Raw genomic sequence first — 14,618 nt, 5'->3', positions numbered from 1 at the left:
TTCTTTCTGCTGCGAGCTTTCAATCTTAGCCGTCACGTATTCTTTCGACGCCCCAGGAGGGCACCTACGATGATGACGATCGCCGCGAGCGCCGTCTGCAGCGTAGCCACCGCCGAAATGATCGGATTGACGTCCTGTTTGATCCCTTCCCACATACGCATAGGCAAGGTGTTGACCGTGCCTATGCCAAGGAACAGCACGTATATGACGTCGTCGAACGAGGTCAGGAAGGCGAAGAAGGCGGCGACGATGAGAGCCGGCATAATCAGCGGGGCGAGGATAGTGCGGAAGGTGGCTAAGGGCCCCGCACCAAGACTGCGGGCCGCACGCTCGCAGGCCGGATTGAGGTCGCGCAGATTGGCAACCACGATCACGACCACGAAGGGGATTGCGTGGACCGCGTGGCCAAGCGCCAGTCCGAACTCGGTACCCTGAAGCCCAACCTGCACCAGCAGGAAATAGGTCGCAACCGCCACGACAATAGTCGGCATAATTATAGGCGAGAGCACGAGCGCAACCATCGCTCCGCGACCGCGGATTCGACCGCGTGAGAGGCCGAGGGCGAGCATGGCGCCGAGGACCGTCGCCATGCCAGCCGCCAACAGGGCAACACGGATGCTGGTAAAGGTCGCTTCTATCCACGAAGCACTGGAAGCATAAGCCTGGTAGTTACGAAGTGAGTAGCCAGGCACGGGGAACACGAAATAGGGCGAGGAGCTGAACGAAAGATAGGCCACAATCAGCACGGGAAGCAGCAGAAGCGTGGCGAGGATGACCGCCAGGATGGGTATGCCGCGTCCGCCGAATGACGGGAGCCAGCGGTCGAGCGCATTTGCTGCGGAGCCGACATGCATCAGCCAGCGCGCCCCCATTTGGCGGGCAGCAGCATCCCTCCCAATCCCATCGGAGAACCCCAAAAGCTGCTGGATGGGGAATAAGCGCGAGCCGATCCACAATATCACCAAAACGGTCACGAGGAGCACCACGGAAAGGGCGGAACCGAAGTTCCAGTTGAGCTGGTCTACGACCTGAGTGCTGATCGCCATAGTTATAGTGAGATCAGCCAAACCGCCGAGCAATGCCGGCGTGATGTAGAAGCCGAGGCAGTAGATGAAGACAAGCAGAACCCCAGCGATGACGCCCGGAAGGCTGAGCGGAAGGAAAACCGTGAGGAACGCGGCCAAAGGGCTTGCGCCGTTGGCTCTCGCGGCGCGCAACAGCTTTTGGTCGATCCCAGACATGACCGTGGCCATCGGCAAGATCATGAGCGGCATGATGATGTGGGTCATGCCGATTATCACGCCGAAGCGGTTGTACAGCATGGTAATCGGTTGAGAGATCAGACCAAGTTGGAGCAGGATTTCGTTGACGATGCCACCGCGCCCAAGAAGGACGATCCAGGCGAATGTCCGCGCCAGCACGCTAGTGAAATAGGGAAGCACCACTGCAATGAGCAGGAACGTGCGCAGCGTTGGTCCTCCTGTCGTCAGAGCGTAGGCGATAGGGTACCCCAGCACGAAGGCGAGCGTGGTCACCGCCAGGCTGATTTCAAGCGTCGTGCGCAATACGGCTGCATAGACCGGGCTGTCGCCGATGCGCAGGTAATGCGTCAGCGTCCAATCCGGCATTCCGAGCGATATCACCAAAAGCCCCGCGAGCGGAACTACAAAGAGCACTGTGAGGTAAACGCCTCCAGGCAGGAGGAGCCAAGCCCAACCTGTCGGCCCGCCCAACGCCGGAGCCCGTACAGGCTCCGGCGCGCCGTTCACTGAGGGAGAGATCAGCCCGCCCGCCATGCCAGCCAACGCTCCTGTAGGTGGTCGATGTTCGTCTTGCCATCGGGGCGGGTGGCTGCAAGCCAAGCTGAATCCTCTAGCACCACATGATGGGCATTCTCAGGGTGTATGCTGAGCAGAGGAACCAGATCGGATGGCAGGTGCTGGAGCTGGTTTGTGTTGGGGCCGGGAAACACGGTGCCCTCCGTAAAGCCGGCTGCCATGGTCGCCCGATTCACGAATGCGATCAGCTTCTGTGCGTTCTCGCTGTTCGGCCCTCCTTTGAGCACCACCCAGTAAGTGTAGTTCACATGCGCACCTTCCCACACCATCCGGATTGGTGCCCCTTGGAGAATGGCCGCAATCACGCTGCCGTCGAAGGCGTTGCTCATCACGAATTCGCGGTTGATGAGCAGCTGGGGGGACTCACCTCCAGCCGTCCACCATTTCGTCACGTGCGGCTTGATCTCGTCGAGCTTCTTGAGCGCCCTGTCGACCTTGTCATCGGTCAGCGGCCAGATGTCCTCTTTGGCAACGCCGTCGGCCAAAAGGGCAAATTCAAGGTTGTGCTTAGGCACTGGAGCATAAAGGCCGCGCGGGCCTGGGAAAGCCTCGACGTTCCAGAAGTCCGCCCAGTTCTTCGGGCCATTGTCGCCGAAGACGCGCTCATCATAGGCGAGCAGCATGGCCGATCCGATCGCGGCAACCGCGTCCTCGAGGCGAAGTGAATCTGGTACGCCCTTAAGCGACTCATCGTCCCAGAAGTTGTAGTCGATCGGCTCAAAGAAGGTGCCTGCTTCATGCATGGCGGGATAATTCATCCCTTGGATATATGCCGTGTCCCAATCGACCCGCCCAGCTTGGTTCATCGCCTTGACCTGCGGCTCGCAAAAATCGGCCGCGACGTCCACCACCGCGATTCCGGTCGCCTTTGTGAAGGGTTCATAGACGTACTTCCGCATGCCCTCAGTCCATGAACCGCCAAACGAAAACACGACAACCTTGCCGCTGCCGGAGAGCTTGTCTTGTGCAAAGGCCGTTGTCGCCCGGGCGACCGCCGGAATTATCATTGCGGCGGCCGCACTCTGGAGCAGTGTCCGGCGGTTCAAGCCGGAACGCGAAAATCGAGGTCCCATTTCATCACCCATGTTTCTTACCTCGACTCGCCGATCGTCGTTGCTCCTGCTTGCCGATCTCCTATCAGCCCGCACGGCAGGCTGGGTCCTAGGCTCCGCCCCTCTGACTTGAAAGCTGACAGAACAGCAGTATGACGTCAATGCCACCTAGTAACATGGTCATATGATGAATTGATGCCGTGAAAGGAGCACCGGGCTGGTTGCAGGAGCCCCGCCGGAGCGAGTAGGAAAATACAGGAAGGTCCGACCCGGTGGCGCGGCGGATTTACTGGATGACCCTCTGCGCCGGCTCTTTCTGAGGCCCTCTATGCGTTAAGCCGACATTGCCTCAATTGGCGCTGACGCCGGACGGGCTCGGGGCGCTATTCTCCTGACGCAAGCGCCTCGATTGCCTGTCGATGCACCTGGTGCGATCTCCAAGCGATCATCTCCTTCCAGTCTGACCCCTGCGGATAGTAGTGCAATTTGGCGACCTGACGGATCTGTCGGCCCCGCTCGGAATCAGCCTCTTCTGGCTGATACATGAACAACCAATGGTCGTCGCGCAGCACCGCTGTATTTAGTTTGTACGTTCCAAATTCAAGAGCAATGTAGGTGTGCCGGCTCCCCAAGATACGCTCCCAAAAAGCGTCTTGGGTCCCAGGTATGATTTCGGCGGAAGAATTCCCTACCTCCGGCGACGTTACGGACGGGCCAAAGATGTTGATGGCTCGCTCATAACCGCCCAGTCCGGACGACTGCTCGCATTGCAGCTCCCCATAGCCGTAAGGGCCGAGGCCGGTGTGGTAATCTATGATGATGACCTCATCGCGGGCCGCTACGTTGAATTCCTTCGTTATTTCCTCGAGAGTTCGCCTGGCTTCGGTAGGCTCGGTTCCGCCGTAGAACAGGCCGCCCGGATTGGTGTACTGCCCCGATCCCCGCGCCTCCCGAAGTTTCAATTCGCCGTGGCGCGCTTGATATGCCGCGAACGCAGCCTCAGCGCGCTTCAATCCCTCCTCGGAGATGTCCGCGGGAACAAAATGCTCAGCCAACTCCTCGTATCCAGGATTCGAGGGGAGCGGTTTGGAAAAGTCGACAAAATTCCGGTTGAGGTCAACCCCCTCCGCGGTAACTCGGCGATCCCAGGCAAAACCGTAGCAATTCAGCGCGTGGACGAAGAGCACCGCCGTGGAGGATGGGAGACGCTCGTGAAATTTAGCTCGCAAGAATAGAAGTTGCGCCGCGGAACCGATGTAACCTTCTGGTCCGTGCGTGCCGGAAACCAGAACCAGGAGTTTCTTGGCGTCCGCCGGGCCAAAATATGCTGCGTCCGTGTAGAGAGCCTCACCAGAGGGTCCGTTTGTCCTGCATCGGTATGCTCGCGACGTCGGCGCCGCCGCCAGGAATTTCTGCCTCGCTTCGAAATAATTGTCAGAAAAGACGACGGAGGCTAGCTCCTTTGCGCTGTCAAGGTTCATTGTGTTCAATTTCCCTGCTGATCATTCTGCAGCACCAACTGAGGCACCATAGGTCGATAGATTCCTTCATTTTCATGTCGGATCCCGGGGCCAATCCTTGCGGCGACTGACTATTCACCACTAGCCTCTCGTGCCGAAAATCAACGGCGAACCGACAGGCTGAGAACCTTTTCTAGATACCGCGAAGAACGTGCATCCGAACTATGATCGGTCGCGGAGATCGACGTCAAATTCAGTTTGCGGATCGACGCTATCTCGTTTTGAGATAAACTTAGAGCGGATGCCGAAATCGCCATTTCCATGGACGGCCAGGGCGCGTGGCGCGACAACGTCTTCGTCGAGTGTCTATGGAGAACCCATCAAATACGAGGAGATCTACTTGCAAGCCTATGCCAGCGTGCCGGAGGCCCGGACAGCCCTTGTCCGGTATCTGGCCTTCTATCGCTTGACCCGCAAACCCCGGATCAGGCCTACTTCAACGGGTCGCAGCCAATCTCGGTTGCGGCATGACAGAGGCGGAATCCACTTACAAAACCCCGCAAGCTGTTCAGACGAACGCAGCCACCTCTGAGCTTCCTTCCCGGGCGAGACGGTGTCGTCTGTCGCCCGACGTGGCGTCGCGCTCGACGATCTCGGACGACCAGGCCGAGTTCCAGATCCAGGACCGGCTGTCGTTCATGCGCTTCCTCGGGCCGGGTTCTCGGCGATCGCGTGCCGGACGCCAAGACGGTCTGGCTGTTCCGCGAGCACCTCACGCAGGCCAAGGCGGTCCAGAACCTGTTCGAGCGCTTCGACAAACACCTCGCCAAGGCGGGCTATCTGGCGATGCGCGGCCAGATTGTCGATGCCACCATCGTGGCAGCGCCGAAGCAGCGCAATACCGACGCCGAGAAGGCCGACGTCAAGGCGGGCAGATTCCGGACGCATGGAAGGAGAAGCCTGCCAAGCTGCGCCAGAAAGGACCGCGATGCGTGCCGAAATCCGCAAACCGAGTCAGCCCAAGCAGCGGTCAGCGCCACGCCTTGCCCCGTGACGACCCTCATCGCGATTCTTCCAGGCGCGAAAGTCGGTAGTTCAGGTGTTCATCTGACGTTCAGATGGATCATATCGCAAAACAGTATTTGACCCCGCATTACTCGGAAATGATTGTGGCTGTCGTCTAGTCGAGATTTGCACTGTAGCAGCGTCGGAAAAACGACCGCTGTTTTCCAGTTTGGTTTTGCTCTGGTTGAAAATCCAAAATCGCGCTGTGCGTGCCAATGCCCCTCGCTGACACGGGGCAAGGGAGAAAGGATAGATGCAAATGAGGGTAAGTGAATATGCAGAGTACGATGCCACCGGTTTGGCCTCTCTGGTGCATTCGGGCGAAGTTACACCTTTGGAATTGACGCGGCTAGCGCGCGAGGCACACGACAAGGTAAATCCGCACATCAATGCCGTTGTCGAATTTTACGAAGATGCAGAGACCGTTGCCGGAGCGAATGGAGGGATCTTCCATGGCGTGCCTTTCCTTCGCAAGGATGCTGGTGAGACGGAAGCGGGCCGCCTTCAGGAACAAGGAAGCCGTCTGTTCCAAGGCTGTCGCGCTGAAATTGACAGCTATTTTTTTCAAAGCGCTCGGAAGAGCGGGCTCCGAACTATAGGAAGAACGGCCACACCGGAGCTTGGGATGTCTATAATGGGTGAAAGTATGATCAATGGCATCACCCACAATCCCTGGAACCTTGAACGCTCTACAGGGGGCTCGTCTGCCGGAGCAGCCGCGGCGGTGGCCGTAGGTATCACGCCTATCGCCCACGGCAACGATGGCGGCGGGTCGATACGCATCCCAGCTGCTTGGTGCGGACTCGTCGGGCTAAGTCCGTCTCGCGGACGTGTTTCCGGCGGCCCATGCAACCAGGACGCATCATTTGGCCTATCGCGCGAGTTTGTTTTATGTCGAACCGTGCGTGATATGGCCGGCGCGCTCGATGCCTTTTCGGATCCCTATCCTGGCGATCCATTTATCATTGTCCGGCCGAACCGCTCCTATGTGGAGGAGCTTTCACAGCCTACCGGCACCCTGAGAGTGGGAGTGGCAAGGACCAAGTGGGGCGAGGTGGATTGTGAGCCGGAAGTCCTGAATGCCGTCGAATCGACGGCCGCCCTTCTCGAGGAAATGGGCCACAACGTCACCGACATCGAGCCGCCATATGAGCCGATCGAGTACTTGCGGAGTAACCTCGCCAAAACATTTTTTTTCGCGACTTCACTTGAAGAGACGGCGCGGACCTTGGGACGCCCGATCAACGCTGACACCTTAGAGCCCATCAACCTCAAACTTTATGAATACGGCCGGAATTCGCAGCGGCGTCCAGGGGACGCAGAAGAGGGCTACCGGAGAATGCGGCGCCGGGTGGGTGAGGCGATTCATGCCTTTGACATCCTGCTAACCCCCACAATGCCAATGGTAGCCCTACCGCACGGCGGCTTGAACAGTACGATCAACCCGACGCTGTCGGCGGAGGAATTCAAGGCAGCGGATGCTGCGCACATCCAGTACACAGGCGTATTTAATGTCTCTGGTCAGCCTGCCGTATCCTTGCCGTTGGCACAAAGCGCCAGCGGCCTCCCAATCGGGATTCAGATTGTCGGTCGCTTTGGGGATGAGGGCACACTGGTCCGTATCGCACGAGATCTGGAAGAAGCCAGACCTTGGAACAAACGGCGACCTAAGACTTGGGCAGGCGGCAAATGACAGTCACGCCGAAGAAGATGGGGGCTGACGACGGCCTCGTTCCCTCCCCAAAACCGCATTTCGAGATCGATCTCGGAAATGATGTCCATGTCCTCATGCTGACCGGGATCAGATAGATGTGAGACGGAGGGCCTTGAGAAAGGTTCGGGGGTTTAGAAGCTGGAGTTGCAACACAACCGGTTTCTGGAGAACCCCCGATCCAGGTTTTTGGCATCAAGGGATCACACGCTCAGGCACACGTATTTCATCTCTGTATAATCATCGATTCCGTATTTTGACCCTTCGCGGCCAAGGCCAGATTGCTTGATGCCACCAAAAGGCGCAACTTCCGTGGAGATCAGCCCAGTGTTAACCCCGACCATGCCGCACTCGAGAGCCTCCGCCACCCGGAAGATCTTCGAGATATCTCTGGAATAGAAGTATGAAGCGAGGCCAAACTTGGTGTTGTTCGCCATTTCTATCACTTGTTCCTCGGTCGAAAACTTGAACAGCGGCGCGATAGGGCCGAACGTCTCTTCCCTCGAGAGGCGCATATCCCCCGTTGCGCCGGTCAAGATAGTGGGCTCGAAAAAGAGGCCGCCTTGGCTCGCAGGCTTGCCACCGACCTCCACTGTAGCCCCCTTGGCGATGGCGTCAGTGACGTGCTCCTGTACCTTCTTCAGCGCATTCCGGTCGATGAGAGGGCCTGTCGTGACCCCTTCGGCAAAGCCGTCGCCGACTTTCATCTGGCGAACGCGCTCGGCAAGCTTGGCGGCAAAGGCATCATAGACGCCCTCCTGAATATAGAGCCGATTGGCACAGACGCAGGTTTGCCCAGCATTGCGGTATTTGGAAACCATTGCGCCGTCGGCGGCGGCGTCGAGATCCGCGTCATCGAAAACGATGAAGGGCGCGTTACCTCCGAGCTCGAGGCCGAGCTTTAAGATCTGCTCTGCGCCTTGCCGCATCAGTATTTTTCCGACATTGGTCGAGCCCGTGAACGTGACTTTCCGAATCTTCTCATTGCGGCAGAATTCCTGACCGACCATCGCGGCATCGGTCGTGGTTAGCACAGAAAAAAGACCGAGTGGCAGGCCGGCGCGTTCGGCAAGGACAGCCAGAGCGAGCGCGGATAGGGGCGTCTGAGCCGCAGGCTTTGATACCATGCTGCAGCCGGCAGCGATTGCCGGGGCCATCTTGCGGGCAAGCATTGCATTCGGGAAGTTCCACGGCGTGATGGCCCCAACAACTCCGATGGGCTGCTTGATCACGATGATGCGCTTATCCGGCTGATGACCTGGAATGGTGTCGCCGTAGACTCGCTTTGCTTCCTCACCGAACCACTCGACGTAGGATGCACCATAAAGAATCTCTCCCTTCGCCTCCGTCCATGGTTTCCCCATCTCTAGGGTGAGGATAGTGGCAAGATCATCGACATTCGATACTATGAGGTCGTACAGTTTTCGCAGGACTGCGGCGCGCTCCTTACCCGTCCTTTTCGCCCAGTTCTTTTGGGCAACATAGGCCGCCTCAATCGCCGACTTGACCTCCTCTTCACCGAGATCTGGAAGGGTTGCAAGGACTTCGCCGGTTGAGGGATTGGTGACCTCGAACGTGAGGCCCCTTGAACCTGCCGCTACCCACCCAGCCCCTACGAGAGCTTTATCCGTCACTAACGACTTGTCTTTTAACTTCGCTAGCACTGCTTCAGAAAGTGACATTTAATTTCTCCCGTATTGGTGCGAGCCCAAGAGCCGCCGTATATTCCACCAGAGATAGAACTTTGCGCTCTAGCGGGCATTGTCTTGTTCAAGGATGGGCCGATCGCAGAAACGAAGAAATCGATCGCCACAGAACAGACTCCCTCTCTAGGAGGCCGGCTGACTGCCACACCGCGTCTAAGTCTGCCAGCGGTGAGGATTATCCCACCAACATCGGCGTGCGGCCTTTCAAGTACCCAGTCGGCTTCTCCATATTGAAATCGACCGTATAAACTTATGCTAATTATCCCCGGTTAGTCTAAGAATTCGTCGGAATAGACAACGGCTGGCGTAGGAACTCTGAACCCTTCACGCCGTACAACTTCAACGACCTTCTCAAGGTCATTCACCAGCAAGGTTATATATTCATCTCGCAGTGGTCCAAGTACAAATTGTATTGCCTCTGGCTCCTTTAGTATATTTATCTTCCACCCGTACTCCTTCATCCGGCTTGCAATTGAATAGATGTCAGAGTATTCGCTCCGTATTCCCACCACGTTAAGCTCAGCTCCGCCGACTATCTTCAAGCCGGGGCACTGTGCAACGAAGGCCAATATGGCATCTCTCAGCTTGAGGATTTGAGCAGCGCGAGAGAGGTAACCGTCCCGCCCCAGATAACGCATGACTGCCCAGGCCGAAGCGATTGCGCCTCCGCTTCGTGTTCCAGTGAGAACTGGTGAACGATAAAGTCCTGCTGCCCATGTGTCGAAAATGAAGGGTTGATGGCGGGCTACCTTATTTTTATAGAAAACGCCCGACACTCCCTTGCCACTATAGCCGTACTTGTGAAAATCCGCCGAAATTGAGCTTACACCAGAGAGTCGAAAATCGAAGTCCGGAACGTCCCGTCCGAGCTCCCGCACAAAAGGCGCCAAAAACCCGCCAACGCAAGCATCCACATGCAACCAGATCCCGTGTTGGCTGGCAATTTCTGCTAATTCTCGAACTGGGTCACAAACGCCATGCGACCAGGACGGCATTGAGGCGAGCATCATGACTGTGTTTTCGCTAACTGCTTCAGACATTGCCGAGACGATTGCGCGAAAATTTTCATCCACTGGAACGCGACGGATAGTATATCCGAAATACCGTTCATATTTCTCGAATGTGGGATAGCCCGTCTGCGGAATGACTATTTCTGGTCTGGCGATGTCAGGCCGTCTTTCTTTGGCGTTCGCTAGAGCAGCGGCAGTAGCGAGAAAGAGACTCTCAGAACCGCCACTGGTGATGGCCCCGATTGCATCCTTTCCAGCGTGGAACAAACTAAGCGCCATCTGTATTAGATCGCGTTCAAATTTAACCACGGTAGGGTAGTTGTTGCCCTTCGTAAAAAAGGCAAAGTGAGCGGCCTTGGCAACTTCGAATGTGCCGTCATCAAGCAGGAGCCCGCGGTCATTCAGCCAACGATCTGGGAACGTCGAGCGCGGGTCTGCATCTTGTGAACGCAGATGCTCTAGTTCTTGTTCGATCTCGTCCCGAGTCATGCCACTCTGGGGAAACGAGTAGCCAATAGCGGCTTCATATGGTGTGGCTGGCATGTTGTTTACTCCTCTATGAGCGCTATAATAAGGCTTTGTTTTCGGCTCTGTTTGAAAAAGATCTGCGCATACAACCTCTGCCATGGTGGCCCGCTGGATGTAGGGCCGCTGCGCGAAGGAGCGCCTGGCTGACGCCATGCTCAAGCGCGAGGGGTAGCCGCTCCTGTTCGAATGGCTCAAAAACCTTCGCGCAGGCATCAAGGTAAAGAGACTCATCGACATCGCGAAGCCGTGGCGTCACCACCCGCGACGTCAAATCCGAGATTTGGGCGGTGTCGACCAAAGGATCGCGTCCGCCAGCGCCAGAATACTGAACGCTCATCATGTCGCCCCAAACGACGGTGTCGTCGGTGAGAACAAGCCAGACACTAAGCGAAGATGCCGGAACGCGAAGCAACGTGAACCCAGGCGTTATCGGTTCTCCACCATAGATGAAGCCCTCCTGCACTGCGCCAAGCCTGATGGACGCTTGGTCGTCATAGAAAAAAGCGCCGTTGCCAGGCGCGAGGAGGACGTCTTTGATCTGCACTTTGTATTGCTCGATTCATTTAGAGCCTTGGCGGGCGGACGCACCTCCACCCGCTGCCCGCCAAGTATGCGCCACCTAGCATTGAGTTCGCCAATATAAAGTCTAAGGTGGTGACATCGCGTTTTGAGATGGCCGGCTTGTCGTTAAAGAACGCCGTCGCCCTAAGAATCCACTTTTCCAGATCGACGTCGAGCGGAGCGGCGATGCCGCGAGTATCCGCGACCTTGAGGACTTTGTGCCACCGGACCAGAAGGCGGGAGCACGGCGACGGCTGTGGCATCTATTGCCCAGGCGGGTAGCAAGGGTGCTCGTTCTGGTTCGCGTTGCGGCTTGAAGGGAATGCCTAGTAGACCTCACGCCGCCATACTTCATCGAACTCCCATCCTTGCCATCCACAGCGGATGAGCTCGTCGGCACGTTCGTAAATGAACTCGGCCCTGTCGGCTTGCCACGCAATTCCACACACTGGGTCCCCCGCAGAGCTGACCCGTGCGACGAGGCTCATTGTTCGTCTGAAAGGTCGATCCGAGCAGTGCGACAGCACGTAGGCGCAGTTCACATTTGGTCTTGTACTTGCCAAGGCCGAGTTGGTTCCGGGTGTCTCATTCATGCTCTCAGCCCAGACTTCGTGCTGAGCGGTAAGGTAACAGACATGAGCGCGGCTATGGTGATCGGGTCGACGCTTCCTGGCACCAGCGTGATGGCCCGCAACGCTGAGGCTTCCTCAAATCAATGTTTTAACCACTCGTGCGGTGTTCTGCTCGGGGGCACTTTGCTTATTCTGACGTCGATACCGCCCGACGCGATCAGTCGAGCGTCACGGCCCGTCTGTATGAGACCGGTCCCGCTCCTGTTCATCCAACAAGTTGCGGCATCGTGAACTCGCTCTGGCCGCATCATCCCTCGGTTGGCCACTGTGCCAGCCGCGCCCGAACGTCGGCGACGCGAAGTTGCGGAAGACGCGCTGAGGCGACGATAGCGAGCGCAGAGCCGTACCTGCGCCTTCCAGGCGACCGGACCCTCAGGGCCTCGCTAACCTTGGCGGGATAGCGGTAAGTCCATGCTGCTTCGACCAAGGCGCGGCGGGCGCGTCGATTGCCGACGAGTGTAAGGCTCGATGCGGCCCGTGTCGCCGGTCGAACGCTCCCCCGGAACCAGGCCGAGGAAGGCCATCAACTGTGCCGGTGTATCGAAGCGGCGCACATCTCCGATCTCGGCCGCGAAGATCACTGCCACCAGGAATGAGGCGCCGTGCATCGCCTGATAGGCCCTCGACGACGACCCGCGCCGTTGACCAGTTCGGCACGATGGCGCTCACCTGCCCGTCCAGGCGGCGTAGCCGCTGAACCGCGCCCGGTCGATTTTCTCCTGGAACACGATCTGCTGCGCCGTATGCTCGAAGCTCTGGCGGGCAAGCCCAGCGTCGGTGCGCCAATGTCCAATGACCGCCGTCCTCATAGATCCGGCCATGGCACAGGAGGAAAGAAAGCAGCTGCTGGCGTTTGCGGCGCAGGTCGTCTGCCGCTGCTTCCCGGGCCCGGATCAGATCGCGGACAGCCTCGTGGACTATGTCCGGCACCCACACTTCGGTCAGTTCGCCCGCCCGATGCAGCCGCGCCAGAGTGACCGCGTCCCGTCGGTTGGTTTTGACGCGCTCGCCCGACAGCTTCGGAATCAGGGCGGGCGCAACACCATGCAGTCGTGACCAAGATCGCGGACCTGACGGTAAAGTCCGTAACCAGTCGGCCCGGCCTCGAAGCAGACGTGCAGTCGATCGTACCTTTTTCTCAGCTTTTTGATCGTCCGCTCTATCGCTGCCGGCCTCGCCGACGAACCGGACCTCGCCCGTGCGGCCGCCCTCCGCGATCGCCGCCGCATGCTTCTTCTGGTCTACATCAAACGCGACAAATGCTTCGCTATGCTCTCCCATGGCTCGTCCTCCGTGCGTGAGGATCGGCTCGACGTACCGAGCAACCCTCGTCTCTTAATCGCGCGAAAGGGCGGGCCACCGATCTCAGGCCTCGGAACATGACGTCTAGAGTGTCGGAGTAGCGGTCATCTCTTTCAAATAGCGAGCCACATCACCGTGAGTTGCGACCCAAACGTCAGAGCGACTCGTTATATGGGCAATCAACTCCTCAAGAATGAACATGCGCGATCGGTGGCCGATCACATGAGGATGCATCGTAAGCAGGAAGAGGCCCCCCTCTCCCCAAGCCTGGTCAAATTCCCGCCTGAAGACATCGAGTACTGCCATTGGTGACATCTGCGGTCGCAGCGCAGATTGCAGATCCATATTGAAATAGACGCCGTCGTCGCGGATCCATTCCACCGGAAGTTCAATGATACCGGTAGGCACACCGTCTCCCAGCAACTCGTACGGATCGTCGTCGGCCATGAGAGAAGAGTCGTAAATCAAACCGAGTTCCTGTGCGATCTGCAGCGTGTGTTGCGAAAAGTCCCACGATGGCGTACGCATTCCCAAGGGGCGCTGACCAGAAACTCTTTCCAGTGTATCAGCCGCCCTGCACTGAAGCTCCCGCTCAACCTCGTGAGCAAGAATGCTGTTGAACTCGTGGATCCAACCGTGGATGCCTATTTCATGTCCATCTCCCACGATGCGACGTGCTTCATCTTCATGCAAAAGAGCGGATACAGCAGGGATGAAGAATGTAGCGGAAATTCCATTCCGTTTCAGTGTGTTCAAGATACGGGGCACACCAACCCGCGAGCCATATTCGCCCGCCGATAGGCGGCCGATGGAATTTCCTCCAAGAACCAGTTCAGAAGTTTCGTGATCGCAGTCGAACGATAGTGCCACCGCACAGCGCGCGCCTCCCTTCCAACTGGCAGGCTTTAGCGAGCGCCCTGCGCGCACCTTTCCAACTCTTTGCCGCCAGGTTTCCTCACACCATCCCCAGGGTTCCACTGTATCTCCTTTATCCGAAGTTCGCAGTAATCTATGAGCTGTGCAGGCAATCTGCCTCCATTCCCCCACTCGCGCACACAATGTGATATAGAACAGGATTGTTTTGGGTGCAGGCACGCCAAGCCGTTTAGCAATCAACTAGAAATGCGATTAGTTCTTGGTCACGGTTCTTGCTCCGGCTGCTTTGCATTAAATTCGTCGGGTATATGACCGTGGATGTGATCCCACCGCCGGACTCGTCTCCACCCATCGAGCTCCCTCCCGTCTTATGTTTTACCAGGGTGACTCTAGACTTCGCTCCACTGCAAAGCAGCAGGATCTTTGCAACCTTTTGAATACGGCGCTGTGGCAAGGAGGCTTCGATCATTTTCGGAGGGTTGCAGTGTTCAAAGGCCGTCAGTCGGCACAGTCGAGTTTTGGTTCAGAGAGCAGCGCGACCTGCCGGCGGTCAAGTGCTTCTTCAGAAAGGCGCTGGAGCGTCATGGCCGACCGCCGACTACGAGGCGAGCGTTTCCTGCGACATCACAAATCGCTTGCAGGATCCGCTTGGCGCCGGTTGAAGCCGATCTGCGTCCGCCGGAGCCAGTATTTGAACAATCTGATCGAGCAGGACCATCGGTGGATCAAGCGCCAAGGCCGGCCGATGCTCGGCTTCAAATCAACGGCCGCCACCTCCACCATCCTTTCCGGCATCTTGCGCAAGCGACAGGCGAGGTATGCCTTCAATCCGAATCCGTCCTGGGCCGAGCAGTTCGAATCCTCGCCGCCTGATTGA

At 57.7% G+C, this 14,618-nt stretch carries 11 protein-coding genes and 4 pseudogenes; 5 read left to right on the top strand and 10 right to left on the bottom strand.

Annotated features, from left to right (window positions below; genetic code table 11):
- Positions 1-32: 32 nt before the first annotated feature.
- The 3 genes from EJ074_RS18665 to EJ074_RS18655 form a co-directional block, all read right to left on the bottom strand.
- Entirely contained in the window at positions 33-1,676 is a 1,644-nt protein-coding gene (locus EJ074_RS18665; protein WP_165349970.1) for an ABC transporter permease subunit, read from the bottom strand.
- Positions 1,677-1,780: 104 nt separating this feature from the next.
- On the bottom strand, positions 1,781-2,923 hold the full coding sequence (locus tag EJ074_RS18660; RefSeq protein ID WP_128357064.1) for an ABC transporter substrate-binding protein: 1,143 nt from the start codon (positions 2,921-2,923) through the stop codon (positions 1,781-1,783).
- Positions 2,924-3,273: 350 nt separating this feature from the next.
- Positions 3,274-4,371 carry a DUF2817 domain-containing protein gene (locus tag EJ074_RS18655; protein ID WP_127863055.1) on the bottom strand — a complete coding sequence of 366 codons (1,098 nt, stop codon included), beginning with the start codon at positions 4,369-4,371 and terminating at the stop codon, positions 3,274-3,276.
- A gap of 270 nt (positions 4,372-4,641) precedes the next feature.
- On the opposite strand from EJ074_RS18655, the pseudogene EJ074_RS18650 reads away from it, so the two are divergent.
- A pseudogene (locus EJ074_RS18650) lies at positions 4,642-4,881 on the top strand (IS3 family transposase); the annotation flags it as partial.
- Positions 4,882-4,918: 37 nt separating this feature from the next.
- On the opposite strand, the gene EJ074_RS30660 reads toward EJ074_RS18650, so the two are convergent.
- Entirely contained in the window at positions 4,919-5,050 is a 132-nt protein-coding gene (locus tag EJ074_RS30660; RefSeq protein WP_281033678.1) for a hypothetical protein, read from the bottom strand.
- On the opposite strand from EJ074_RS30660, the pseudogene EJ074_RS30345 reads away from it, so the two are divergent.
- Positions 4,998-5,286: pseudogene (locus EJ074_RS30345) on the top strand (transposase); the annotation flags it as partial. The gene EJ074_RS30660 and the pseudogene EJ074_RS30345 sit on opposite strands and share 53 nt — an antisense overlap.
- A 382-nt stretch (positions 5,287-5,668) precedes the next feature.
- Entirely contained in the window at positions 5,669-7,108 is a 1,440-nt protein-coding gene (locus EJ074_RS18640) for an amidase (protein ID WP_245454725.1), read from the top strand.
- Between the two features lie 221 nt (positions 7,109-7,329).
- On the opposite strand, the gene EJ074_RS18635 is transcribed toward EJ074_RS18640, so the two are convergent.
- The 5 genes and pseudogenes from EJ074_RS18635 to EJ074_RS30335 form a co-directional block, all read right to left on the bottom strand.
- Positions 7,330-8,808: an NAD-dependent succinate-semialdehyde dehydrogenase gene (locus tag EJ074_RS18635; RefSeq protein WP_127863047.1), complete on the bottom strand. Its 1,479-nt coding sequence runs from the start codon at positions 8,806-8,808 to the stop codon at positions 7,330-7,332.
- Between the two features lie 293 nt (positions 8,809-9,101).
- On the bottom strand, positions 9,102-10,385 hold the full coding sequence (locus tag EJ074_RS29765) for an aminotransferase class V-fold PLP-dependent enzyme (RefSeq protein WP_165349788.1): 1,284 nt from the start codon (positions 10,383-10,385) through the stop codon (positions 9,102-9,104).
- Positions 10,386-10,445: 60 nt separating this feature from the next.
- Positions 10,446-10,914: pseudogene (locus EJ074_RS18630) on the bottom strand (methylaspartate ammonia-lyase); the annotation flags it as partial.
- 1,032 nt (positions 10,915-11,946) lie between these two features.
- Entirely contained in the window at positions 11,947-12,171 is a 225-nt protein-coding gene (locus EJ074_RS30340; RefSeq protein WP_245454724.1) for a transposase, read from the bottom strand.
- A 57-nt stretch (positions 12,172-12,228) separates the two neighbouring features.
- Positions 12,229-12,372, bottom strand: coding sequence for a hypothetical protein (locus EJ074_RS30335; RefSeq protein ID WP_245454723.1), 144 nt, complete (start codon positions 12,370-12,372; stop codon positions 12,229-12,231).
- A gap of 10 nt (positions 12,373-12,382) precedes the next feature.
- Here EJ074_RS30335 and EJ074_RS30330 point away from each other — a divergent pair, with 10 nt between their 5' ends.
- Positions 12,383-12,619 (top strand): hypothetical protein, encoded by a 237-nt coding sequence (locus EJ074_RS30330; RefSeq protein WP_245454722.1) that lies wholly within the window; start codon positions 12,383-12,385, stop codon positions 12,617-12,619.
- A 330-nt stretch (positions 12,620-12,949) separates the two neighbouring features.
- Here the strand turns inward: EJ074_RS30330 and EJ074_RS18620 are convergent, their stop codons facing one another.
- Positions 12,950-13,843: a polysaccharide deacetylase gene (locus EJ074_RS18620; RefSeq protein WP_127863023.1), complete on the bottom strand. Its 894-nt coding sequence runs from the start codon at positions 13,841-13,843 to the stop codon at positions 12,950-12,952.
- 565 nt (positions 13,844-14,408) lie between these two features.
- Here EJ074_RS18620 and EJ074_RS30325 point away from each other — a divergent pair.
- Positions 14,409-14,618: pseudogene (locus EJ074_RS30325) on the top strand (DDE-type integrase/transposase/recombinase); the annotation flags it as partial.

This window comes from Mesorhizobium sp. M3A.F.Ca.ET.080.04.2.1, from assembly GCF_003952525.1.
Taxonomy (GTDB): domain Bacteria; phylum Pseudomonadota; class Alphaproteobacteria; order Rhizobiales; family Rhizobiaceae; genus Mesorhizobium.
The sequence above is the reverse complement of the archived record's forward strand: the minus strand, read 5'-3'. Positions and strand labels throughout refer to the sequence as shown.